At 71.7% G+C, this 22809-nt stretch carries 20 protein-coding genes; 14 read left to right on the forward strand and 6 right to left on the reverse strand.

Features of this window, described 5'->3' with window-relative positions:
- Positions 1 to 175 precede the first annotated feature (175 nt).
- Positions 176 to 652 carry an Lrp/AsnC family transcriptional regulator gene (locus JEK78_RS01820; protein ID WP_200262341.1) on the forward strand — a complete coding sequence of 159 codons (477 nt, stop codon included), beginning with the start codon at positions 176 to 178 and terminating at the stop codon, positions 650 to 652.
- 199 nt (positions 653 to 851) lie between these two features.
- Positions 852 to 1592 carry a DUF4142 domain-containing protein gene (locus JEK78_RS01825; protein WP_200262342.1) on the forward strand — a complete coding sequence of 247 codons (741 nt, stop codon included), beginning with the start codon at positions 852 to 854 and terminating at the stop codon, positions 1590 to 1592.
- A gap of 12 nt (positions 1593 to 1604) precedes the next feature.
- Here the strand turns inward: JEK78_RS01825 and JEK78_RS01830 are convergent, their stop codons facing one another.
- Complete coding sequence (locus JEK78_RS01830) at positions 1605 to 2387, reverse strand: LysR substrate-binding domain-containing protein (RefSeq protein WP_200262343.1); 783 nt, start codon at positions 2385 to 2387, stop codon at positions 1605 to 1607.
- Between the two features lie 58 nt (positions 2388 to 2445).
- Here JEK78_RS01830 and JEK78_RS01835 point away from each other — a divergent pair, with 58 nt between their 5' ends.
- Entirely contained in the window at positions 2446 to 2835 is a 390-nt protein-coding gene (locus tag JEK78_RS01835) for a DUF5997 family protein (RefSeq protein WP_200262344.1), read from the forward strand.
- A gap of 379 nt (positions 2836 to 3214) precedes the next feature.
- Positions 3215 to 3682, forward strand: coding sequence for a DUF5709 domain-containing protein (locus JEK78_RS01840; protein ID WP_200262345.1), 468 nt, complete (start codon positions 3215 to 3217; stop codon positions 3680 to 3682).
- A 126-nt stretch (positions 3683 to 3808) separates the two neighbouring features.
- On the opposite strand, the gene JEK78_RS01845 is transcribed toward JEK78_RS01840, so the two are convergent.
- Positions 3809 to 4603: a metal-dependent hydrolase gene (locus tag JEK78_RS01845; protein WP_200262346.1), complete on the reverse strand. Its 795-nt coding sequence runs from the start codon at positions 4601 to 4603 to the stop codon at positions 3809 to 3811.
- A 143-nt stretch (positions 4604 to 4746) separates the two neighbouring features.
- Between JEK78_RS01845 and JEK78_RS01850 the strand changes: the two genes are divergently transcribed.
- Entirely contained in the window at positions 4747 to 7260 is a 2514-nt protein-coding gene (locus tag JEK78_RS01850; RefSeq protein WP_200262347.1) for a DEAD/DEAH box helicase, read from the forward strand.
- Between the two features lie 38 nt (positions 7261 to 7298).
- Here JEK78_RS01850 and JEK78_RS01855 read toward each other — a convergent pair whose 3' ends face one another.
- Positions 7299 to 7712, reverse strand: a complete 414-nt coding sequence (locus tag JEK78_RS01855) for a roadblock/LC7 domain-containing protein (protein ID WP_200262348.1) — start codon at positions 7710 to 7712, stop codon at positions 7299 to 7301.
- Between the two features lie 117 nt (positions 7713 to 7829).
- Here JEK78_RS01855 and JEK78_RS01860 point away from each other — a divergent pair, with 117 nt between their 5' ends.
- On the forward strand, positions 7830 to 8258 hold the full coding sequence (locus JEK78_RS01860; protein WP_200262349.1) for a PPOX class F420-dependent oxidoreductase: 429 nt from the start codon (positions 7830 to 7832) through the stop codon (positions 8256 to 8258).
- A gap of 69 nt (positions 8259 to 8327) precedes the next feature.
- Here the strand turns inward: JEK78_RS01860 and JEK78_RS01865 are convergent, their stop codons facing one another.
- Positions 8328 to 9230 (reverse strand): oxygenase MpaB family protein, encoded by a 903-nt coding sequence (locus JEK78_RS01865; RefSeq protein WP_200262350.1) that lies wholly within the window; start codon positions 9228 to 9230, stop codon positions 8328 to 8330.
- 199 nt (positions 9231 to 9429) lie between these two features.
- Positions 9430 to 9612, reverse strand: coding sequence for a hypothetical protein (locus JEK78_RS01870; RefSeq protein ID WP_200262351.1), 183 nt, complete (start codon positions 9610 to 9612; stop codon positions 9430 to 9432).
- Positions 9613 to 10059: 447 nt separating this feature from the next.
- Here JEK78_RS01870 and JEK78_RS01875 point away from each other — a divergent pair, with 447 nt between their 5' ends.
- The 3 genes from JEK78_RS01875 (at position 10060) to JEK78_RS01885 (ending at position 13946) form a co-directional block, all read left to right on the forward strand.
- Positions 10060 to 10668, forward strand: coding sequence for an N-acetylmuramoyl-L-alanine amidase (locus JEK78_RS01875; RefSeq protein WP_200262352.1), 609 nt, complete (start codon positions 10060 to 10062; stop codon positions 10666 to 10668).
- 93 nt (positions 10669 to 10761) lie between these two features.
- Entirely contained in the window at positions 10762 to 12099 is a 1338-nt protein-coding gene (locus JEK78_RS01880) for a GAF domain-containing protein (protein ID WP_200262353.1), read from the forward strand.
- A gap of 323 nt (positions 12100 to 12422) precedes the next feature.
- Positions 12423 to 13946: an aldehyde dehydrogenase family protein gene (locus JEK78_RS01885; protein ID WP_200262354.1), complete on the forward strand. Its 1524-nt coding sequence runs from the start codon at positions 12423 to 12425 to the stop codon at positions 13944 to 13946.
- A 170-nt stretch (positions 13947 to 14116) separates the two neighbouring features.
- On the opposite strand, the gene JEK78_RS01890 is transcribed toward JEK78_RS01885, so the two are convergent.
- Positions 14117 to 15493, reverse strand: coding sequence for an IS1380 family transposase (locus JEK78_RS01890; RefSeq protein WP_200262355.1), 1377 nt, complete (start codon positions 15491 to 15493; stop codon positions 14117 to 14119).
- Positions 15494 to 16697: 1204 nt separating this feature from the next.
- Between JEK78_RS01890 and JEK78_RS01895 the strand changes: the two genes are divergently transcribed.
- The 5 genes from JEK78_RS01895 (at position 16698) to JEK78_RS01915 (ending at position 22802) form a co-directional block, all read left to right on the forward strand.
- Positions 16698 to 18485, forward strand: a complete 1788-nt coding sequence (locus JEK78_RS01895; protein ID WP_200262356.1) for a prolyl oligopeptidase family serine peptidase — start codon at positions 16698 to 16700, stop codon at positions 18483 to 18485.
- Between the two features lie 6 nt (positions 18486 to 18491).
- The gene (locus tag JEK78_RS01900; RefSeq protein ID WP_200262357.1) at positions 18492 to 18641 is read left to right on the forward strand and encodes a hypothetical protein; all 150 of its coding nucleotides are present in this window, start codon (positions 18492 to 18494) and stop codon (positions 18639 to 18641) included.
- Positions 18642 to 18732: 91 nt separating this feature from the next.
- Entirely contained in the window at positions 18733 to 20667 is a 1935-nt protein-coding gene (locus JEK78_RS01905) for a RiPP maturation radical SAM C-methyltransferase (protein ID WP_200262358.1), read from the forward strand.
- 22 nt (positions 20668 to 20689) lie between these two features.
- Entirely contained in the window at positions 20690 to 21310 is a 621-nt protein-coding gene (locus tag JEK78_RS01910) for a DUF5825 family protein (RefSeq protein WP_200262359.1), read from the forward strand.
- A gap of 298 nt (positions 21311 to 21608) precedes the next feature.
- On the forward strand, positions 21609 to 22802 hold the full coding sequence (locus tag JEK78_RS01915; protein WP_242483232.1) for a cytochrome P450: 1194 nt from the start codon (positions 21609 to 21611) through the stop codon (positions 22800 to 22802).
- The last annotated feature ends 7 nt before the right edge of the window (positions 22803 to 22809 follow it).

The raw sequence follows: 22809 nt of genomic DNA on the forward strand, positions 1-22809 counted from the left end.
TCTCGACATGACGAAGGCGCCGCGGTGTCCGCAGCGCCCTTGTCGCATCCATATCAGCACCCGGAGGCCACTGGCTCAAGTCGCTCCCTGATGTCTGGGCCATTGGTACAGTCAAGAGGCGCGAAGTCGGGCCACGAGCGAGCCACCGGCCCAGCCCCGAGGAGGAGCGACACCAATGGGCGTCGACACGTTGGACACCCGGATCCTGCGGCTGCTGCTGGAAGAGCCGCGCGGCAGCGTACGTGAGTACGCGCGCGTCCTCGGGGTCGCGCGGGGGACCGTCCAGGCTCGCCTGGACCGGCTGGAGCGGAACGGCGTGATCACCCCCTCGGGCCCGGACCTCTCCCCCGCCGCTCTGGGCCACCCGGTCCTGGCCTTCGTCCACATCGAGGTGACCCAAGGCCGACTGGACGAGGTGGGAGAGGCCCTGGCGGCCGTCCCGGAGATCGTCGAGGCCTTCTCGATCACGGGTGGGGGCGATCTCCTGACCCGTGTGGTGGCCCGGGACAACGCGCACCTGGAGGACGTGGTCCAGGCACTCATCAGCCTGCCGGGCGTGGTGCGCACCCGTAGCGAGGTGGCGCTCCGGGAGCGGGTGCCGCACCGGATGCTGCCACTGGTGGAGGCGATCGGGCGAGCCGTGTCCGAGTGACGGGCCCCACCGACGATCCGGCACGCTCGCCTCGCCCCGTGCGGGACGTGACCGAAGCCGCGTTCGGCCCGGACCGGTCCGGCTCCCCACGTGGTGGGACACCACAGGAGGCGCGACCGATTCCCGATCGCGTTGATCGGTTCGGGGCGACGATCCGTATCCCCTCCCGTACCAGTCTGTCTTCGTCCCAGGAGGCCCGATGCGCATCCCACGTGCCACGGCGGGAGCCACCTTCGTCGGTGGTGCCCTGATCCTCACGCTCACCGCGCTCGCCTACCCCACGATGCTCGGGGTCCAGAACACGGCGGGCGGCAAGGACCGCGTGGTGGCGAACACCCGGTTCGGCCCGCTCAGCGAGGCCGACCGGGATTTCGTCGTGAAGGTCAGGGCGGCCGGCCTGTGGGAGTACCCCCTCGGGCTGATGGCGATGGAGCGCGGCACCACGCCCGAGATGAAGGAGGCCGGCGAGCACCTGGTGGCGGGGCACGCCCGGCTCGACGAGACCTGCCGGAAGATCGCGCCCGAACTCGGCATCACGCTGCCGAACCAGGCCTCGCCGCAACAGCAGCAGTTCGTGTCGACGGTGGACGGGACCACCGGCCGACAGTTCGACACCACGGCGGTCAACATCATGCGGATCACGCACGGCCAGATCTTCCCGGTCATCGCGGACGTCCGGGCCAACACCAAGAACTCGCTCGTGCGTCAGCTGGCGGACCAGGCCAACGACACCGTGCTGGACCACATCACCGTGTTGGAGAAGACCGGCATGGTCAATTTCGACCAGGTCAACTTCCAGCAGACCGCTCCGCCCGGGCTGCCGGAGGCCCAACTGACCCCGCCCGCTCCCCCGCCCGGCGAGCCCGTGACCGCGCTGACCGAGCCGCCCGGCTTGGACGTGAACACGACATCACCGACACCCACCCCGTCGGCCGGTTGACCCGGCCGACGATCAGGAACGGCGGCGGGGACGTCCCCTCCCCCGGGAACCCCCGGCCCCGGACCCACGCCGGGGGTCACGGGCGGACGGCCGGCCCCCGGTCGGTGAGCCCGCCGACCCGCCGCCCTCACGCGAGTCGCGCCGGGGCGTCGCACGCTCGGCATCCCGGGCACCGGGCGTCCGACCGCGTCCCCGCGTACTGTTCACGGTCCGACCGCGCACGATCCCGATGAACTCCTCCACCAGGTCGGTGTGTCCGTCCTCGGGCCAAGAAAGGGCCACGGAGGAGCGCGGCGCGTCCGCCACGGGCACGTGGGCGAGGTCCCTGCGATGGTGCAGTCGCGCCAGCGACAGCGGCACGACGAGGACCCCGATCCCCGCCGCCACCAACCGCACCGCGTCGTCCGTGGTCTCGGGGCGTTCCCGAGCAGGCAGGCCGGGCGACGGTCGCCACCCCAGTACGTCGTCGAGGGGGTTCAGGACGATCTCGTCGGCCATGTCGTCCGCCGTCACCTCGTCGACGGCGGTGAACACGTGGTCTCGTGGCACGACGGCCACGGTGGTCTCGGTGTACAGCGGGATCGCGCTCAGCACCGTCCGGTCCACGGGAAGCCGCACCAGGCCCACGTCCGCGGCACGGCCCAGCAGCACGTCCGCGGCGTCGGCGGCCTCCACCTGCTCCAGGGAGAGCGGCACGCCGGGAAGCCGCTCCCGCCACACACCCGCCCACTTGCCGGGCATCACCCCCGGAACATAGGCGAGCCGGAACGAGGGAGGTCCTGCCGAGCCAGTCACCGGCCCAGGGTACCCGGCGAGGTCGGGAGCGGCGCGGGTGGTCGATACCCTGGTGGACATGACGTCGCACCAGAACACCCAGACCATGAAGCCCGCGACCGCGGCGAGGAAGCTGGGTGTGTACCTCGAGGCCACCCCGGCGGAGTTCCGGGCGGGCCTCGTCTCGCGCGCCGAGCTCGGCGCGCTCCAGTCCGACCCCCCGCAATGGCTCCGTGACCTGCGTCGGGAGGGCCCTCACCCTCGACAGGTGGTGGCCGCGAGGCTGGGGGTCTCGATCGCGGGACTGCGTCGCGGAGGATTGACGGAGGCGCTGACCACCGCGGAAATCGAGGCGGTGCGGGAAGAGAACCCCGAGTGGCTGGTCCGAGAGCGTGCGGTACAGGCCGACGTGCGCAAGGAGGCCTCCCGCGTCAAGAAGTTGCGGACCGAACGCGCCGATCGGGGCTGAGGCGCCCACGGGGTTCCCGTCGGCAGGGCACCGGCACGAGGCGAGGGGCGGCGGGGCTTCTCTCGGGCCGATCCGACCACCGGCGGGTGGCGACGGGAACGTCGATCGCCCTCCGGACGACATCGGCGCCCCGCCGGCACGGTTTCACGCCCCGCCGGTGACGGACCGGACACCCCCCGCGAGGTGTCCCCGGGGGCCCGCCCGTCGGAGACCGGTCCGCAGGAGACGTTGCGCGGTACCGGACAAGGGTGGAACGCTGGAAGAGGACACCCACACCAGGGACGCCGAAGGACCGCGTCACCCGACCGGAGCGATCGTCGGCCCTCCCGCGCCCGACGCGGGCGTGGGCCGACGCGCCGCCCGCCGCTTGGAGGCAGCCGTGAACAGCGCCGACGGATGGGGGGACGACGTCTATCAGCCCGACGGTTCCGAACAGCGGGAGGACACCGGGGTGCTGGACTCGGGTGACACGCTGGAGGACGACGGCGTCGACGACCCGTTGGACCGAGGCTGGTCCCCGCCCGAGCGGCCCCGGGCCGTCGAGCGGGACGGGGTGACCGCGGACGGGCGCCGCCGGGGAGACAGCCTCGACGATCGTCTCGCGGAGGAGCGACCGGACATCGCTCCCCACGGCGACGACGGCCTCGGCGACGGCGGCTGGAGCGACGGCGAACTCCTGGACAACGAGGTCGGCGCGGCCCGTTCGGGCCGGTTGGTGGCCCCGGACGAGGGCGCCCGCACGGACGAGGAGGCCGCCTTGGTGGCCCGCGACGTCGGTATCGACGGCGCCGCGGCGTCGGCCGAGGAGGCGGCGGTGCACGTCGTCGACGAGGACGAGATCCCCTGACACCGAGGTCTGGACCGGGCGGGCCTTGGCCCGCGCGGGCTCTCGGCTTCCCGAGGGCCGAGGGCCGATCCGGAGCGGGCACGGGCTCGCACCGTGCCCCCGGACTCCGTCGCGGAGTCCGACCACTCACACGGCGTTCAGCGCCACGACGCCGCCCACACCCCCGAGGAGCATGAACGCGGGCATCAGCACCTTCAGCTCCACCCAGCTGCCCGCGCGAAACCGCAGGGCCCGGGGAGGACCGACCGGGTACCAGCGCTTGCGGCCGACGGGTATCGGCCAGAGCACCGGGCAACCCGAGACGGTGAGCGCGTCGCCCAGGTCGTGAACCAGGGCGCCCAGCACGATGGGCAGCCCGAGCCACAGGTACTCCTGCCCCGGCGCGGTGAACAGCCAGTCCGCGCCGCCGCCGGCCCCGTCCAGCAGCTCGGCCAGTATCCAGGCGCTCGTCGCGGCCAGCAGCCACACGAGGACATCGCTGCTGGAGCCCCGGGTGGCCCGCCACAGGAGTCCTTCGATGGCCAGCACCATGTGCACGAAGAGGATCGCCAGGACGGCCCACCGACCGCCGGTGATCGCCAGGAGCGACGTGCCGCCGCCGATGAGCACGGCCCAGAGCCAGGTGTGCGTGAGGGTTCGGTGCCCGCCGTTGCGCCGGGGATCCCCCGGTTTCCTGGTGGCCTGGTAGACGGCGTGGGAGAGCTTGTCGACGATCTCGCAGAGGCCACGCGACACCGGCCCGAAAGCACGGGAGATGGTCGCCGCCTTGTGGTCGAGATCGGGCGCGAGCGCCGCCCCGGCGCAGATCAACGCCCCCGCGAGCAGAACGGGCCAGGGCATGGGATGGCCCCAGGCCGCCGCCGCTCCGCCGACCCCGAGCCAGGCAGCGGCTCCCGACAGTGAGTGTGCTGGTCCCATCATCGCCCCGCGCCCGCCCCATTCCGCCTGTGTCGCCGACCGGTCCCGGCCGATGGATCCGCCGTCGGCGACCCAGCGTAGCCTTCATGATCTTCGTTTCGGTCGCCGATTCCCGCATCCGAGACCACGCCATGCAAGATGGGGGCGTGACCCTCATCGATCAGCTGCCGCGGACCGCCGACCCCGACGCCCTCTACGAGGCCTTCGAGTCGTGGGCCGACGAACGCGGCCTCACGCTCTATCCCCATCAGGAGGAGGCACTGATCGAGGTGGTCTCCGGGGCGAACGTGATCGTGTCGACGCCCACCGGGTCCGGCAAGAGCATGATCGCCGCGGCGGCCCACTTCGCCGCGCTGGCCCGGGACGAGGTCACGTTCTACACGGCCCCGATCAAGGCACTGGTCTCGGAGAAGTTCTTCGAGCTGTGCAAGCTGTTCGGCACCGAGAACGTGGGCATGTTGACGGGCGACGCCTCCGTGAACGCCGACGCGCCCGTGATCTGCTGCACCGCCGAGGTTCTCGCCTCGATCGCGCTGCGGGACGGCAAGGACGCCGACATCGGCCAGGTCGTGATGGACGAGTTCCACTTCTACGCGGAACCCGACCGGGGATGGGCCTGGCAGATCCCGCTGTTGGAGCTGGAGCGGGCACAGTTCGTCCTCATGTCGGCGACCCTGGGGGACGTCTCCTTCTTCGAGAAGGACCTCGCGCGCAGGACCCGGCGCCCCACGGCCGTCGTCCGCTCGGCCACCCGCCCGGTTCCCCTGTCCTACGAGTACCGCCACACCCCGCTCACCGAGACGCTCACCGACCTCCTGTCGCACCGGCAGGCCCCGGTCTACATCGTCCACTTCACCCAGGCCCAGGCGGTGGAGCGCGCACAGGCCCTGATGAGCATCAACATGTGCAGCCGGGAGGAGAAGGACCGGATCGCCGAGCTGATCGGCGGCTTCCGGTTCACCACCAAGTTCGGCAGGAACCTTTCCCGGTACGTCCGGCACGGCATCGGGGTGCACCACGCCGGGATGCTGCCCAAGTACCGCCGGTTGGTGGAGAAGCTGGCGCAGGCGGGGCTGTTGAAGGTGATCTGCGGGACCGACACCCTCGGGGTCGGCGTCAACGTCCCCATTCGGACGGTGTTGTTCACGGCGCTCACGAAGTACGACGGGAGTCGCGTGCGAACGCTGCGCGCCCGGGAGTTCCACCAGATCGCCGGCAGGGCGGGACGGGCCGGTTTCGATACGGCGGGGCTGGTCGTGGCCCAGGCCCCCGAGCACGTGATCGAGAACGAGAAGGCCCTGGCCAAGGCCGGGGACGATCCCAAGAAACGTCGCAAGGTGGTCCGCAAGAAGGCCCCGGAGGGCTTCGTCTCCTGGACGGAGAAGACGTTCGAGAAGCTCATCGCCTCCGACCCCGAGCCGCTGACGTCCAGGTTCCGGGTCACACACACCATGCTGCTGTCGGTGATCGCCCGCCCGGGCAACGCCTTCGACGCGATGCGCCGACTGCTGGAGGACAACCACGAACCCCGCAAAAACCAGCTGCGGCACATCCGCCGGGCGATCGCCATCCAGCGGTCGCTGCTGGACGGCGGGATCGTCGAGAGGACGGCGGGACCCGACGCCGAGGATCGCGACTTCCGGCTCACCGTCGACCTCCAACAGGACTTCGCGCTCAACCAGCCGCTCTCCACCTTCGCGTTGGCCGCGTTCGACCTGCTCGATCCCGCGTCCCCGTCGTACGCGCTGGACATGGTCTCGGTGGTGGAGTCCACGCTGGACGACCCGAGGCAGATCCTCGCCGCGCAGCAGAACAAGGCACGGGGGGAGGCGGTCGCGGCGATGAAGGCCGACGGCGTGGAGTACGAGGAGCGCATGGAGCGCCTCCAGGACGTCACGTACCCCAAGCCCCTGGAGGAGTTGCTCGGCCACGCCTACGACACCTACCGCCGCAGCCATCCGTGGGTCGGTGACCACCCCCTCTCCCCGAAGTCCGTGATCCGGGACATGTACGAGAGGGCGCTGTCCTTCACGGAGCTGATCTCGTACTACGACCTGGCGCGCACCGAGGGGATCGTGCTGCGCTACCTGGCCGGCGCGTACAAGGCGCTCGACCACACCATCCCGGACGATCTCAAGTCCGACGACCTCCAGGACCTCGTCGAGTGGCTCGGCGAGATGGTCCGCCAGGTCGACTCCAGCCTGCTGGACGAGTGGGAGCAGTTGGCCAACCCCGAGGAACTGACCGCCGAGGAGGCCCAGGAGAAGGCCGACCAGGTCAGGCCCGTCACCGCCAACGCCCGTGCCTTCCGGGTCCTGGTGCGCAACGCCATGTTCCGCCGGGTGGAGTTGGCCGCCCTCGATCACGTGCGTGAGCTGGGCGAGATGGACGCCGACGCCGGCTGGGACGCGGACGCCTGGGGTGAGGCGATGGACGGCTACTGGGACGAGTACGACGACCTGGGCACCGGCCCGGACGCCCGCGGGCCCCGACTGCTGCTCATCGAGGAGGAGCCGCGGAACGGGCTGTGGCGCCTGCGCCAGATCTTCGACGATCCCAACGGCGACCACGACTGGGGCATCAGCGCGGAGGTGGATCTCACGGCCTCCGACGCCGAGGGTCGCGCCGTGATCCGGGTGACGGACGTCGGCCGGCTCTGAGGCACGCGGCGGGCGCTCCGGCACCCGCACACGTCGGTTCAGGATTCGGCGGCGGGGGCAGGGACGGCTCGGAGGTCGTCCACGGCGAGGTGCTCGCCGACGCGGTTCACCAGCAGGGTCATCTCGTAGGCGATCTGCCCGATGTCGGAGTCGCCACCGGTGAGGACGCACAGGCAACTGCCCTCGCCCGCGGCGGCGACGAACAGTATGGCGTCGTCGAACTCCACCATGGTCTGCCGCACCCGCCCGGCCCCGAAGTGACGTCCGGACCCCGTGGCAAGGCTGTGCAGCCCGGACGAGACGGCGGCGAGATGCTCGGCGTCCTCACGCCGCAGCCCCGTGCTTGTCCCTGTCACCAGTCCGTCACCGGACAGGATCATGGCGTGCCGTACGGGTTCGACGCGCTCGGTCAGGTCGTCGAGCAGCCATCCCAGCCCCTTGTCGTGCGCCATGTCGCGATCTCCCCGTGTCGAGCTCCGCCGATGCCGGACGTGTCGGGCCCCCTGGCCGGGGGACCCGGGACGCCAGCCTTCCCCACCGCGGGACCGGGGGCAAGGGAGGAGAGGGACATGGCACGGAAGATGACCGACGAGGAGTGGCGGGAGTTCGTCTCGTCCGGCACCCGCACGGGCAAACTGTCCACGGTGCGGGCCGACGGCGGTCCGCACGTGGCTCCGATCTGGTTCCTGCTGGACGGGGACGACCTGGTGTTCAACACGAGCAAGTCTTCGGTGAAGGGACGCAACCTGGCCCGGGACGGAAGGGTCGCCCTGTGCGTGGACGACGACCGGCCGCCCTTCGGCTTCGTCGTCCTGCGTGGCCGGGCTCGGCTGTCGGAGGACCCGGAGGAGGTGCGCCGCTGGGCCACGAGGATCGGGGGCCGGTACATGGGCGAGGAGCGGGCGGAGGAGTTCGGGGCTCGCAACGCCTCGCCGGGGGAACTGGTGGTGCGCGTCGGCGTCGAGCGGATACTCGCGATGGAGGGCATAGCCGACTGAGGCGGGGGCGGAGCGCGTACGGTGCTCGTGTCCGGGCTCACGCGCCGACGCCCGGCGGCGGTCGGGCTCTCAGTCAGCCGTCCTCGCCGTCCGTCCCGAAGGCCGGGCAGGGCAGCCGCGCGCCCCCGGCACCGGGCGGGTGCCCAGCTCCGCCAGCCGGTAGCCGTCCGGATAGCTCTTGATCTCCCGGTTCTGCCGTGCGTGGTGGGGCGCCCGTCGCGGTGGCATCAGTCTGACCGCGCGCCCGCGCAGCCGTACCGCGTGCCTCACCAGCGCGCGGGTGTGGTCTCCCGGCGGCCGGTAGCGGAAGGCGCGCAGCAGGTGGTCGTCCAGAAGCGCCAGGGTGGAGGCCCGGAGTACCGGGGCGAGGGGGCGCGGGTACCAGGAGCACATCAGGTCGAGCGTGGCGTCGGAGACCCGCCTGGCCTCGGGATCCCACCCGAAGCGCTCCTCCTCGTAGGCGTCCAGGACGCTCTCGTACTCGGTGTAGGTGCGCGGCACGTCCCTGATTCCCATCGCCCTGCCGAGGGTTCCGTAGTAGGCGGCGCAGGCGACGATCTCGTGCCGGGAGAGCCGGCGCCACCCGTAGGCGTCGATCCACCGCTTGGGCGTGACGACGAAGGTGCACAGGACGTACCGCATGTCGTCGTCGGAGATGTCATAGGACCGGTGCATCCGATTGATCCGGCGGATCGCCGTCCTGCCCTCCTCACTGCCGAAACCGTGCTCGACGATGGCGTCGAGGAGCAGCGACGTGTCGTCGTAGCGCCGCTGTGTCCGCTCGGTCAGCTCCCGCGTGCGGGCCAGCAGCCGACCGATGCTCGGGACCGCGTACGTGCGGTAGAGGGCCAGCTCCAACGCCCGGGTGAAGTCCCAGGGAAACTCGTAGGCGGAGGTGAGCCGATAGATCTCGTGGGCGTCGGCCAGCGGGTCGAGCCGTCGGATGTGGGCCAGTCGTTCGAAGCGCCGCACGCGGTCGCTCCTTTCCGCGGTCGGGACCTCGGCTCGGCGGTGTCGGGGCGCTCGGCCCGCACCCGCCTTCCGCCCGGTCGGCGCGAGGCGACCTGGGCGAGAGGGCGGGCACCGCCGCCGCGCCCTCCGGGAACGGCGGGCGCCACGCTCGGCCGACGTGCGCCCCGCGCGAGGGCGGCACTCCGTTCCGGGAAGGTGATCAACGGCCCAACTGACGCCGGGTGTTCCGACGCAGCCGGTCGCGCTGCGAGGGGTCGAGCGCGAGATACGCGGCGGCCGGAACTCCCACGATGATCAGGAGGGCCGCCCACCACGGCAGCCAGATGAGCAGCAGGAGTCCGATCGCCGCGCCTCCCGCAGCGATCTTCGCCTTCTTCGACATGGTGTCGCCTCCTCGCCCGGCCTCTGCCGGTCTCTCTGTCCTGAGAACGGCTCGACGTCGTCCGCGGTTCCGCCCGGCGGCCCGGAGAAACCCCTGAGAGGCTACCCCTACCCACCCCCGAGGATCCTGTCCCGCCAGGCCCTCGGGGCGGTTCGCCCAGGCCGGGTCCCCCGCGTCGTCACGGCCTCTCGCCCGTTCGAGTGACCGAGTTCCCCACAAGGGGGCGGCCGTCCACCGAATCCGGATGTCTCCCCCGTGCCCCACCTCGGAGCGTCGTAGCGTGACCGGCGCGGCACCCGCGGTGCGCGGGGCCGGACCCTCACCGACCACGCACTGCCGGATCGCGGCGCCACACCGGCGCCCACTCCACCTCCCACCCACCCGGCGGCTTCGGACCGCCCTCGCAGGGCTCTCCCCGAGGTCGTGAATCTGGAAAGGCGACCCGCCATGGAACGAGCACGACCGTTGCCCAGCCGGAGGCGGCTCCTGACGGGCGCCGCCCTCGCCGCGCTCCCCGGCTCCCTCCTCTCGGTCGCCCCCGCCGCCGCGCGCGCCACGTACGTCGACGATCCGTCCGCCGAGTGGAGTCCGGCCGACCCGGCCAACTACACGGTGGCCGAGCGGCCCCTCACCCACCCGATCGACCACGTCGTGATCCACGTCGCCCAGGAGACCTACGAGGACACGCTCGCGATCTTCGGTGATCCGACGAGGAGGGTCTCCGCGCACTACGTCGTCTCGTCGCGCGGGCGACTGGCCCAGTGCGTGCGCGAGGCCGACATCGGCTGGCACGCGGGCAACTGGGACCACAACACCCGCAGCGTCGGAATCGAGCACGAGGGATGGGTGGACCGGCCGTGGTTCTTCACTCACGCCATGTACGAGCGGTCGGCGCGGCTCACGGCGGGAGTCTGCGACCGATACGGCATCCCCAAGGACCGCTCACGGATCATCGCGCACCACGAGGTGCCCGGCAGCGATCACGTCGACCCCGGCCCCCTGTGGGACTGGACGCGCTACATCCGGCTCGTCAATCTCCTGTCGGAACCCCGGTGACACGTCCGGGCGAAGGACCGGCCGAGACGGTTGTCGCCCTTCCCGACCGGGGTGACCATGAGGCCTTTCGCATCACCGTCGCGGGAGGCCGGAATGGGTGATCCATGGGTGGCTCTGGCCGCGGGCGCGGACCCCGTGGAGCGCTCTCGCGCTCTGCGCCGCGCACACGAGACGTTCACCCGTCTGGGCACCGTGCCCCGCCCCGTCCGCGAAGTCGTGGCGGAATCGTGGCGCCGCTCGGCGAAGGCCGGGGTCGGTCCGGAGGACACGGCGGACGTCGAACTCCTCGACGACGATCTGGCCGCCTACCGCTCCGAGCATCCGTTGGCCCGGGTGATGCCCCTCGTCCGCGAACTCACCGGCTCCTTCGCGGCGGACGGCGAGCATCTGGTGGCCGTGTGCGACACCCACGGCAGGCTGCTGTGGGTCGAAGGACACCCGGCGACCCGCAGGCGGGCGTCCCGGATGAACTTCGTCCCCGGGGCGCGGTGGGCGGAGAGCGCGGTCGGGACCAACGCCCCGGGCACGGCCGTGGCGGTCGGTCACGCGGTTCAGATCTTCTCCGCCGAACACTTCGTCCGGCGCGTCCAGCCGTGGACCTGCGCGGCGGCGCCGGTCCACGACCCGTGGACGGGCCGGGTGCTCGGCGCGATCGACATCACCGGCGGTGATCGGCTGGCCCACCCGCACAGTCTGGGCTTCGTGCACGCGGTGGCCCGCGCGGCGGAGTCCCACCTCGCCCTCTCGTCCCCCCTCCGCCCGGCCGGGACGACCTGCCTGCTCCACGCGCTGGGGCGAAGCGAGGCCCGGCTCACCCTTGACGGGCTCCGCATGCGCCTGAGCCGCCGGCACAGCGAGATCGTGTTGTTGCTCTCCCGCCACCCCGAGGGGCTGACCGGAGACGAACTCCTCTGTGCCTTGTACGAGAACGAGGCGGTCACCGCGGTGACCCTGCGCGCCGAACTCGCCCGCCTCCGGCGGACCCTGGGGGCCGGACGACTGGCGTCGCGTCCGTACCGGCTGACCGTTCCGGTGGACTGCGATCTGTCCGTCGTGGAGCGGCGCCTCAACGCGGGCGCGGTCGGCGCGGCGCTCGCGGCCTACGGCGGCCCGCTGCTGCCGGCTTCCCGCGCCCCGGCCGTGGTCCGCCTGAGGCGCCGGGTCGCCGACACGCTCCGCCGCGCTCTCGTCGCCGGCGGTGATCCGGACCTGCTCACCGACTGGGCGCACGCCCCCTGGGGCGAGGACGACCTCGATGTCTGGCGCGCGCTCGCGGCCGTGCGACCGACGGCCGCGGTGGGCGCCCGGCTGGCCGCGTTGGAGGACGAGCTCGCCGTGCCCACGTCCAGGGCGCTCGCCGAGGAGGCGGCCAGGCGGGCCGCCGGGGCGCCCCGTTCACGCCTCCCCGGTCGGCGTCCGCCGTCCCGGTGACAGCGGTCCGCCGCCTTCGCCTCGTCCGTCGGTCCCCGTCCCCCGCCGTCTCGACCATGGGTCCGTCGCGACCGCTCCCGCCGCCTCCACCCGAAGACCTGCCGGTCGCCCCCTGCCCCGGCCGGCCGCCCCCAGGACGCCGCGCCACAGGCGACACCCGCGCGGCGCAACCTGACCGCAACGTCCCGCCCCCTAGCCTCCGGACACCGGCCTTTTCGACACGGTCGGTGTGCTGGGAGTCCCGCCCCGCTCCACGAGGGCTCGCCCGCGCCCCCGCTTCCGAGCCCCGTCCACCGGACGAGGCATCGACAAGGAGAGACCCGATGACCCGCTACGCCTCGCCCGGCACCGACGGCGCGATCGTCTCCTACCGGCCGCGATACGACCACTTCATCGGCGGCGAGTACGTCCCCCCGGTGCGCGGCCGGTACTTCGACAACCCGTCCCCCGTGAACGGCGAGCCGTTCACCGAGGTCGCCCGCGGCACGGCGGAGGACGTCGAGCGCGCCCTGGACGCGGCCCACGCGGCGGCGCCGGGGTGGGCGCGGACCTCGGCCGCCGAGCGCTCCGGGGTCCTGCTGAGGATCGCCGATCGGATGGAGGCCGATCTTGAGCGGCTGGCCGTCGCCGAGAGCTGGGAGAACGGCAAGCCTGTCCGGGAGACCCTGGCGGCCGACATCCCCCTGGCCATCGACCACTTCCGCTACTTCGCGGGGGTCATCCGATCACAGGAGGGGTCGCTGGGCGAGGTCGACGACGACACGGTCGCCTACCACTTCCACGAGCCGCTGGGCGTCGTCGCACAGATCATCCCGTGGAACTTCCCGATCCTGATGGCGGCGTGGAAGCTCGCGCCCGCCCTCGTCGCCGGGAACGCCGTCGTGCTGAAGCCCGCCGAGCAGACGCCGGCGTCCATCCACTACTGGCTGAGCCTGGTGGCGGACCTCATCCCCCCGGGGGTGCTGAACATCGTCAACGGGTTCGGGGCGGAGGCGGGGAAGCCGCTCGCCTCCAGTCCGCGGGTGGCCAAGGTGGCGTTCACCGGCGAGACCACCACCGGGCGGCTGATCATGCAGTACGCCTCGGAGAACATCAAGCCCGTCACCCTGGAGCTGGGGGGCAAATCACCCAATGTCTTCTTCGACGACGTGTGGGCGAGGGACGACGACTTCCGGGACAAGGCGCTGGAGGGCTTCACCATGTTCGCCCTGAACCAGGGCGAGGTGTGCACATGCCCGTCCCGCGCCCTGATCCAGCGTGGGCACTACGCGGAGTTCCTCGAAGCGGCCGTCGCGCGCACCGAGCGCATCACACCCGGTCACCCACTGGACACCGACACGATGATCGGCGCGCAGGCGTCCAACGACCAGTTGGAGAAGATCCTTTCCTACTTCGACATCGGCCGCCAAGAGGGCGGTAAGGTGCTCACAGGCGGCGAGCGCGTACGCCACGAGGGAGAACTGAAGGGCGGCTACTACGTGCAGCCGACCATCTTCGAGGGACACAACAGGATGCGGATCTTCCAAGAGGAGATCTTCGGCCCTGTCGTCTCGGTGACGCCGTTCGAAGAATTCGACGACGCGATGAGCATCGCCAACGACACGCTGTACGGTCTCGGCGCGGGCGTGTGGACACGGGACATCAACACGGCCTATCGTGCCGGCCGCGCCATCCAGGCGGGACGCGTCTGGACGAACTGCTACCACGCCTATCCGGCCCACGCCGCGTTCGGCGGGTACAAGCAGTCCGGTATCGGCCGGGAGACCCACCGAATGATGCTGGAGCACTACCAGCAGACGAAGAATCTGCTGGTGAGCTACTCGCCGAAGAAGCTGGGCTTCTTCTAGCCTCGATCTTGCATGAGGGTCTGTCAGCTTGCTGACGGACCCTTTCGGCTTGTTCGGGGTGGCTTTTTCTGCAGGTGGGCAGGCTGGTGGCCCGGCTGTCGCGTCGGGTGGGCGCCGGGTTCCACGGCTCCGGTCGGGTGGTGCTGCTCGTAGGGACGGGACGTTGCTGGTCAGCCGGGGTTGGGCAGGGCAGCGAGCCGTTGCAGGGCTTCGGTGATCAGGCCGGTCCAGGGCCAGTGTCTGGCGAGGCGGACGATGCGGCGGCGTCCGGTGGTGACGAGCTGAGCGGCCGCGGAGAACAGCCGCAGCCGCAGGCGGCGGGGCTCCCACCGGCGGGCGGTGCCGGTGAGGGCGAGCATCGGCATCCAGGCCAGCAGGTCGAGGGCGATCTGGACGATCTCCAGCCAGATCTGGTTCTGCGCGGCGTCGTGCAGGGGGAGGTTGCGCAGGCCGGTGGCGCGGGCGGCGCGGATGCGGTCCTCGGCGCGGGCCCGCTGGCGGTGCCGCAGCTCCAGCGCGGCGATCGGGGTGTTCTTGGTGTTGGTGGCGAAGCAGGTCAGGCGCATGCCGTCGGCGTCGGTGAGACGCAACTGGGCGCCGGGGTGCGGCCGTTCCTTCCGCACGATCAGCCGCATCCCCTTGGGCCAGCCCTTGAGGCAGTCGCCGTCGAGCTCGGCCACCCAGGCGCCGTCGCGGATCTCGCCGTCGGGCTCGACGGCCGGCGTCCAGGCCGATGCCGGGACCTTCAGGACCGCGTGGTGGATGGCATCGGTGATGGTCATGCCGACCGAGTAGGACAGCCACCGGCCGCGGGCGCACAGCCAGTCGACGAACTCATGGGTGCCCCCGCCGGAGTCGGTGCGGAGCAGCGTCTGCCGTCCGCGCCGGTACTTCTTCGGCAGCTGCGCCAGCGCGAGCCGGGCGACTTCGATGTGGTCGGCTGCGGTGTTGCTGCCCGCGTTCCCGGGCCGCAGCAGAGCGGCCACCGGCTCCCCGGACCCGCCCCGGCCGTGGTCGACGAACCCCATCAGCGGATGATGCCCGAAGGTCTTCTTCCAGGTCGCGGCCGCATCCTGCTTCTCGGAATGCGCGATCACCAGCACCCCGTCCAGGTCCACGACCACCTGCCCGGCCGCATCCGGCGCCACGTCACCGGCCAACTCCCACACGTATTCACGGACTTGAGCGCGTGCCTGGCGCAGTGCGGTCAGCGCACGCTTCCCGCCCGCTGCCAGCGCGTCGACCAGCCGGGACACCGTTGGGTCGGAAGCCACCGGCCCGAACACCGCAGGCTCCGCCCGCAGCATGCCCACGTCCGCCAGGCAGTCGCCGCCCAGCGCGACCGCGAGCGCCACATCCAGCAGGATCTTGCCCGGATCATGCACCGCCCGCGGCTTGCGCCACGGCGCCAACGCCGCCGATATCGCCTGATCCAGACCGGTCTTACGGACCGTCTCCACCAGCAGCACCCCACCGGCCTGGGAAACCACCCCGCGACCACCGCCTTCGGTACGGACACGCGGGTAGGACCCGATACGCTTCTTCACCTGGAGAGTGCTTCTTTCCTGCGACGGCCTGGACCCTAGACAAGTCCCATCGTTGCAGGTCAGGAGCACTCTCCGCGTTTCTGATCACCCACCGGACGCTCTGCCGCCTGAAAGCGCGAGGCTAGGCCCCCGAAGGGGCGCCCGCCCGGCCGTGTCGGTCACCGGGCCTGCGCCCGCTCCCGCACGCCTTCGCCGGCGAGGGAGGGCCACTCGCTCCCGTCCGCGCTCCCGGCGAGTGAGCGTCGGACTCTCACGGTGGCGACTTCCCGGTACGTGAGTGAACCCCCGGGCCGGCCCGGGGGTTCACTCACGTACCGTTCGCTCAGCCGTTCACGGCGTAGTCGACGGCGAGGCCGCCGACCACTGTCACCGCGATGACGTGGCCGGGGCACAGCGCCGCGGAGATGGCCAGGGGAGTGGCGAGCGTCACGGGCAGCGATCCCGGGGAAGGAATAGCCCCGCCGCTCTCTTCCGTAAGCGTGCCCGCCGATATAGTCAGCCGGTCGATGAGATCTCCACGCATCTGTGCGAATGGCCTTTCTTGCTCGGGTGGGACGCTGCCCGTATCGGAGCGCCCGGGGATTTTCCCCACCACTCCTTTCTAAGCCCCGCACCCGCCGAGAAACGTCCACCGACCGCCGCCTTGTCCGGTTGACGCCCGCGCCACCATTCGGTGGACCCCGGACGCCCACGTTCGAGGAAAATCCCACTCCGTTCACCGCGAGCACCCGCACCACACCGCACCCACGCGCCACTCCGGCGATCACAGGCACCGACTCCCTCACCATCCCCGACAGCAACGGCATCTACGGCGGGCGCCCCTTCGCCGTTTCCACGCGGCGTTCGCGGTCTCCCACGAAGGCGAGATCGATCGACCTCTCCGCATGGCCGTATATCGACCACGTCGACGCAGGCGTCTTGAAAGGCTTTCGGGCGAAACCTAGACTGAGCCGCCGATGATCGATTCCGCGGGGCGCCGCCCGAGACGGACCCGAAACCCTTCGGTCGGCAATAAGCGCGGGGTCGGCTGGCACGAGTCCGCCGAACTCGACCGGACCACGACGAACTCCTCCGTGACCACAGGCCGTCGGCGCCCGCGTCGGCGATCCGACGCACCACACAAGAGCGCCCCTCCCGGCCGGCTCCGCGTCGCCGGCGGTGCGCCACCGACGTTGCGACCCACGCGCCGACGAGAGGACAGCCCGTGTCGGACACCGCACAGGCGCCCGGGTTCGCCACCCGCCACCCGGGCCGAGCGGTCGAGACCCGACTGATCGACGGTCGTCCGCAGGTCGTGGCGTGGGATCTCGCGACGGACCGCCGGCGGGTCCTCACCGACCATCCCGAGGGCGTGGAACTGAGCGAGATCGAACCCGACGGCGAGCATGTGTGGTGGTTCGACTCCGACGACGCGGGCGAGGGCACATGGCGCCGCCAGCCCTTCACCGGCGGACCGGCCTCCCCGGCGCTGGGGGGCGTACCACCGGGCGCCGCCCACGGCATCGCGTTCGATCGCACCGGTTCGCTCGCCGCGGCGGTTCGAGGCGGCGGGGGCGCCTCGCATTGCCATCTGGGCGCGCCCTCGGGCCCGGCTCGACTTCTGGGCTCGCTCCCCGGATGCGTCACCTTGATCGACATGACACCCGCAGGCGAGTCGCTGGTTCTGGCGGGCGAGCCCGACGGGGCCGACGCCGTCGTGCTGTGGCCCTGCCGCGGCGGCGATCGTCATACCCTGCGGGGAAGCCCGGGCGCTCGGATCTGGCCGATGGAGTTCCACCCCGACGACGGGGCTCTCCTGCTTCTGGTGCTGGAGGACGCCCGAGGATACCGCGTGGCCACCTGGCGACCGACGACGGAGCCGCTCCCCCGTGTCGTCCCCGGCCTGTGCTTCCCCTCGGAGATCTCCGCACGCTGGCACGGGCCGGGCCGAGGCGTCCTGGTTCAGCACGACCGGGCGGGCCGCAGTCGACTCGTCTGGGCCGACCCGGACCACGGCACCCGGTCGAGCGTGCCGCTGCCCGCCGGCACACTGCACGATCTGTCGTCGGCGCCCGACTCGACCCTGCACGCGGTCTGGAGCCGGGAGGGGACGCCGCCCCGTCCCCTGGTCCTGGGCCCGGGGTCCGCCCACTGCGAGGCGGAGGATCGATCGGCGAGTCCGGACGCCGCCCGGCGTTCCGAACGGTGGACCGCCGCCCGGACGGGCGGCCGTGTGCACAGTTTCGTCACCACACCACCGGGCGAGGGACCGTGGCCCACGGTGTTCCTGGTGCACGGGGGGCCCGCCACTCACGACCGGGACTGCCACGATCCTCGGATCGCCCCGCTGGTCGAAACCGGCCACGCCGTGGTGCGCGCCAACTACCGGGGTTCCACCGGGTACGGGCCGCGGTGGCAGCACGACTGGGGCCACCGGGTGGGTCGTGCGCAGATCGAGGACCTCGCGGCCGTGCGGGCCCAGTTGACCGCCGAGGAGGTGGCCCTCCCGGACCGAACCGGCCTGTGCGGCTTCTCCTGGGGCGGCTACCTGACCCTGCTCGCGCTCGGCGTCCAGCCCGACCTGTGGTCGTGGGGCGTCGCGGCCTACCCGATCGCGGACTACGTGGCGGCGCACCACGCCACGACCCCCGCGCTGCGGGCGGTGGATCGACGGCTCTTCGGCGGCGACCCGGACGAGGTTCCCGAACGCTATCGGGCCGCCTGTCCCATGACCTACGTCCACCGGGTGCGGGCGCCCGTCCTGCTCGTCTCCTCCCCTGCCGACTCCCGTTGCCCGCCCGGCCAGGTGGACCGGTACGCGGAGGAACTCAGGCGCCTGGGACTCCCGCACGAGACGCTCCGCGTGGGCGGCGGGCACCGAAGTCGCCGGAGCGGCGACCACGCGAGGGTGCTCGCCGAGGTCCTCCGGTTCGTCGGGGCCCGCGGCGCCCCACCCCCATCCGTCCGGCCGCCGTCCGGGGCCGGATCACCCCGACTCCGGGAAAGGAGGTGAGGAACGATGAAGCGACGCAGTGTGCGCAACGACCCGATCAGCGCCCCTGAGCGCGACCGCGGCGCGGTGGTGGTGATGGCGTCCACGATCGACATCACGAAGGCCGAGCCCGTCAGGCCGCAGCAGGCCGGACCGCGAGCCGCCGGGGAGAAGTGAGCACCGCTGCTCCGGGGCGCGCCCGCCCCGGAGCAGCCCGGGACGATCACCCGCGATCCGGCCCCCGCCGCCACGACGAAAGCGATCACTCATGCGTGTCATCCTGGTGCACATGCCGTGGGGAGCACTCGACGTCCCCTCGTTGGCTCTGGGCATCCTGCACACCGTCGCCGCCGAACACGGCCACGACGTCGATGTCCGCTACGCGAACCTGGAGTTCGCGGAGTGGACGGCGGAGCGCGCCGGTTTCGACCTCGACGCCTACACCTATTTCTCCGAGAAGTCGTACTTCCAGGGCGTCGGTGACTGGGCGTTCGCCGGAGCCCTGTACGGGGACGATCCGTCGGACGACGGCAAGGGCCCCGATCCCGTCGGGTTCGCCGACTACTTCCGCTTCCTGGCCGCGAACGGCGCCCGGGAGCGCGAACGGGGGCTGGCCAGGGCGGCGCGCGCCCTGGCCCCGGGGTTCGTCCGCCACCTGGTGGACGAGTTGAGCGAGGATCCACCGGATCTGGTGGGCTTCACCACCACCTTCCAACAGAACACCGCGAGCCTCGCCGCGGCGCGTCTGTTGAAGGAGGCCTGCCCCCGCATCCGGATCGTCTTCGGCGGGGCCAACTGCGACGGGCCTCAGGGCGCGGCCCTGCATCGCAATTTCCCCTTCCTCGACTTCGTGGTGCGTGGCGAGGGGGAGCGGGCCTTCCCGGCCGTCCTCGGGGCCTTGGGCGACCCTCCGGCCGCCGGCCATGGTGCGCCGGACCTGTCCGATGTCCCCGGCCTGTGTTGGCGGGAGTCCTCCGGCGCCTCGGCCGTGAACGCCATCGCCGCGAGGCCGCTTCCGCCCGCGGCGATCCGCTCCCCGGACTACGACGCGTTCTACGAGACGTTCGACGCGTCGGCCGTGGCCGACTGGGTGGAACCCAAGTTGGTGGTCGAGGGTTCCCGAGGTTGTTGGTGGGGGGAGAAGCACCACTGTGCCTTCTGCGGGCTGAACGGCACGTCCATGGCGTTCCGCAGCAAGGAACCGGAGGTCTTCCTCGCCGAGGTCCTCCGCCTCAGCGAGCGGCACCGGATACTGGACGTGCAGGTCGTGGACAACATCCTGGACATGCGCTACTTCGACACCGTGTTGCGGACGCTCGCGGGTCTCCCCGTAGACCTGCGGCTGCACTTCGAGGTCAAGGCCAACCTTCGCCGGGAACACTTCCGACTGCTCGCCGAGTCGGGGGCGGTCCAGGTACAACCCGGTATCGAGAGCCTGAGCACCAGGGTGCTGCGCCTGATGGACAAGGGTGTGACGGGCTGCCAGAACGTGCGCGCGCTGCGGGACGCCCAGAGTGCCGGAGTGACCGTCGCGTGGAACCACCTGTACGGGTTCCCGGGCGAGACGGCGGAGGATTACGAGCCGGTGATCCGTCAGCTGCCCCTGCTGCACCACCTGGAGCCGCCCACCAGCGCCGGACGGATCGTCGTGGAGCGGTTCAGTCCGTACCACGACCGCCCTGAGCTGGGCTTCGACATCACCCGACCCGCCTTCCAGTACGGCGAGACCTATCGGTTGCCGCCGGGCGAACTCGCGGATCTCGCCTATGTCTTCACGGCCGCTCCTCGCGGCATCGGGCCGGACCCGGCCGACGCCCTGGGCAAGGCGGTGGAGCGGTGGCGCGAGGAGTATCCGACGAGCCGTCTCACCTTCCACGACACGGGCGACCGGATTCTGCTGGTGAACACCAGGAAGGACTACCGCTGGGACGCCGTCGAGATCTCGGACCCGGTGGAGTCGGCGCTGTTCCGGCTGCTGCACCGCCCTCGTTCCGCCGCCGCCCTGGCCCGTGAGGTCCCCGGCGGATCGCGAACGGTCGCGCCCGTGATCGATCGCTGGACGGACCAGGGGCTGCTCTTCCACGACGACGGCAGTTGGGTCCAGGTCGCGGTCGAGTCCGACAACCAGATGCTGATGCGGGTGGAGCACCGGCACGACTTCGCCCGGCAAGGGGAGGCGCACCATGCCCTCGTCTCGGGCTGAGGTCGTGCCGGAGGGGATCGTCGTGACCGTCGAGACGTGGCTCGACCACGATCCCTCCGCGTGGCGCCTGCCGGGGACACGATTGGGCACGGCGTGCCTCGGACATCCGGCGGACGCCGCTGTGACACGCCTGCACGCGGCGGGCGTGAGGTGTGTACGGCTGGTGGAGCCCGTCCGGCTCTGCGTGGACGCGCCCGTGGTGTCGGCCCTCGCGTTGCTGTCCGTCAAGGAGGCCACCGCGCGGGGGATGGTGGTCCTGTGGGAGGCGGTCTGCGACGACGGCTGCGTCGAGCGTCGGCTCTACCACCACCTGTATCCGCCGCGGCACGTGCACGGTTCGCCGGCGGAGGCCGCCGACGGCTGGCGGGCCGACTATCACCCGGCCCGATGTCTCTGGCGACGCGGCCCCGGGTTCGTCGAGGTCCGGGACCGGCGCCGGGGCTCGCTGGAGCTCCTCACCGTGGACGAGGCGGACCACCTCGCCCAGGTGCGGGCGTTGAGCGAGGGGGTCGACGCCCGGAGGCTGACCGAACCGGTGCGGGGGGACTTCGCCGAGGCGGACCTCTTCGCCGAGCACGACGGTCTCGCGTGGTGGCTGCCCGCGCCGGTGCGGCGGTGGCCCTTCCCCGCCCTCGTCGTCTGATGCCGTGTCGGGACCGGCCGAGCCCGGTTGGTCGCGTGGTCGCGACACGCCCGCCCGGGCCTCGCCCCACTCGCCACGGCCCCCGGCGTCGTCTTCGGCGCCACCGACACTCACGCCCCGTCCGATCGGGAGGAAGCACGTTGAGATCACGCGCCGACACCTCGCACGGATCCGGCGAAGCCGGTGGCCGGGCCGTTGGGGGCCCCTTTCGCACCGCCTCCCCCACGCGGCGTCGGTACCCGGCGACGAGCCGGCCGCCCGCTCGCTCCGACGTCGGACACCGCGTCGGGGTCCCGCGGTGAACGCGGCCGAGCGCCCCGACGCGGACACGGCGGCGTTCCTTCGCGACCCCCACCCCGTCCTCGCCAGGATCCGGTCCGCCTCCGCCGTCGCCACCCTGGCCTACTCGGGTGTTCCGGTGTGGATGCTGACCCGGTACGCCGACGTGTCCGCCGCCCTGAGGGATCCCCGGTTGGGGCAGGACGTCCGGCGCACCCAGCGGATCGCGGACCGTCGATCTCCTGGGGTCGGACTCGGGGCCGACGTGGTGCACATGCTGAACAGCGACCCTCCCGACCACACGAGGTTGCGCCGGCTCGTCCAAGGGCTCTTCACGCGTCGGCGGGTCGAGTCGATGCGCCCCATGGTGGCGAGGATCGCGGGCGACCTCCTGGACGCGGTGGGCGACCGGGAGCGGTTCGACGTCGTGAGGGATTTCGCCTTCCCGCTGCCCATGCTGATCATCTGTGAGTTGATCGGGTTTCCGCCGGAGGATATGCGCTCCTATCGGGCCTGGTCCACGTCGATCCTCACCCGCGGCGGCGAGATGCCCTTCGAGGAGGCGGTCTCCCGGATGAACGCCCACGTGCGCGACCTGATGGTCACCCGCCGCGCGGCGCCCCGGGAGGACATCCTGACCGAGCTGGTACGCGCCCACGACGACGGCGAGCTGACCGAGCGGGAAGTGTTCTCGATGGTCTTCCTGCTGCTGATCGGCGGACACGAGACCACCGTGAACCTGCTCGGTACGGCCGTGCTCTCCCTGCTGCGCCATCCGGATCAGGCGGCCTGGCTCCGTGCCCGTCCCGGGGCCATGGCGATGGCCGTCGACGAGTTCCTGCGGTTCGAGTCTCCGGTCGGCATGGCCACACTGCGGTACACCAGGGAGCCCATGGTGGTGGACGGCGTGGAGATCCCGGCCGAGGAGATGGTGCTCCTCTCCCTGGGCGCCGCGAACCGGGACCCCGACCGCTTCCCCGATCCGGACCGGCTGATCCTGGACCGGAACGACCCGGGCCACCTGGCCTTCGGCCAGGGGCCGCATCGCTGCCTGGGGGTCTTCCTGGGGCGCCTGGAGAGCGAGGTGGCCCTCGCGGCGCTGCTCGACCGCTTCGTCGGCATCGAACTCGACGTCGACGAGGCCGACCTGAGGTGGCGCGACACGATCATGTTGCGCGGTCTGGAGTCGCTGCCGGTCTCGGTGCGTCGTTGACGCGCCC

The organism is Streptomyces sp. HSG2 (genome assembly GCF_016598575.1).
In the GTDB taxonomy this organism is placed as follows: domain Bacteria; phylum Actinomycetota; class Actinomycetes; order Streptomycetales; family Streptomycetaceae; genus Streptomyces.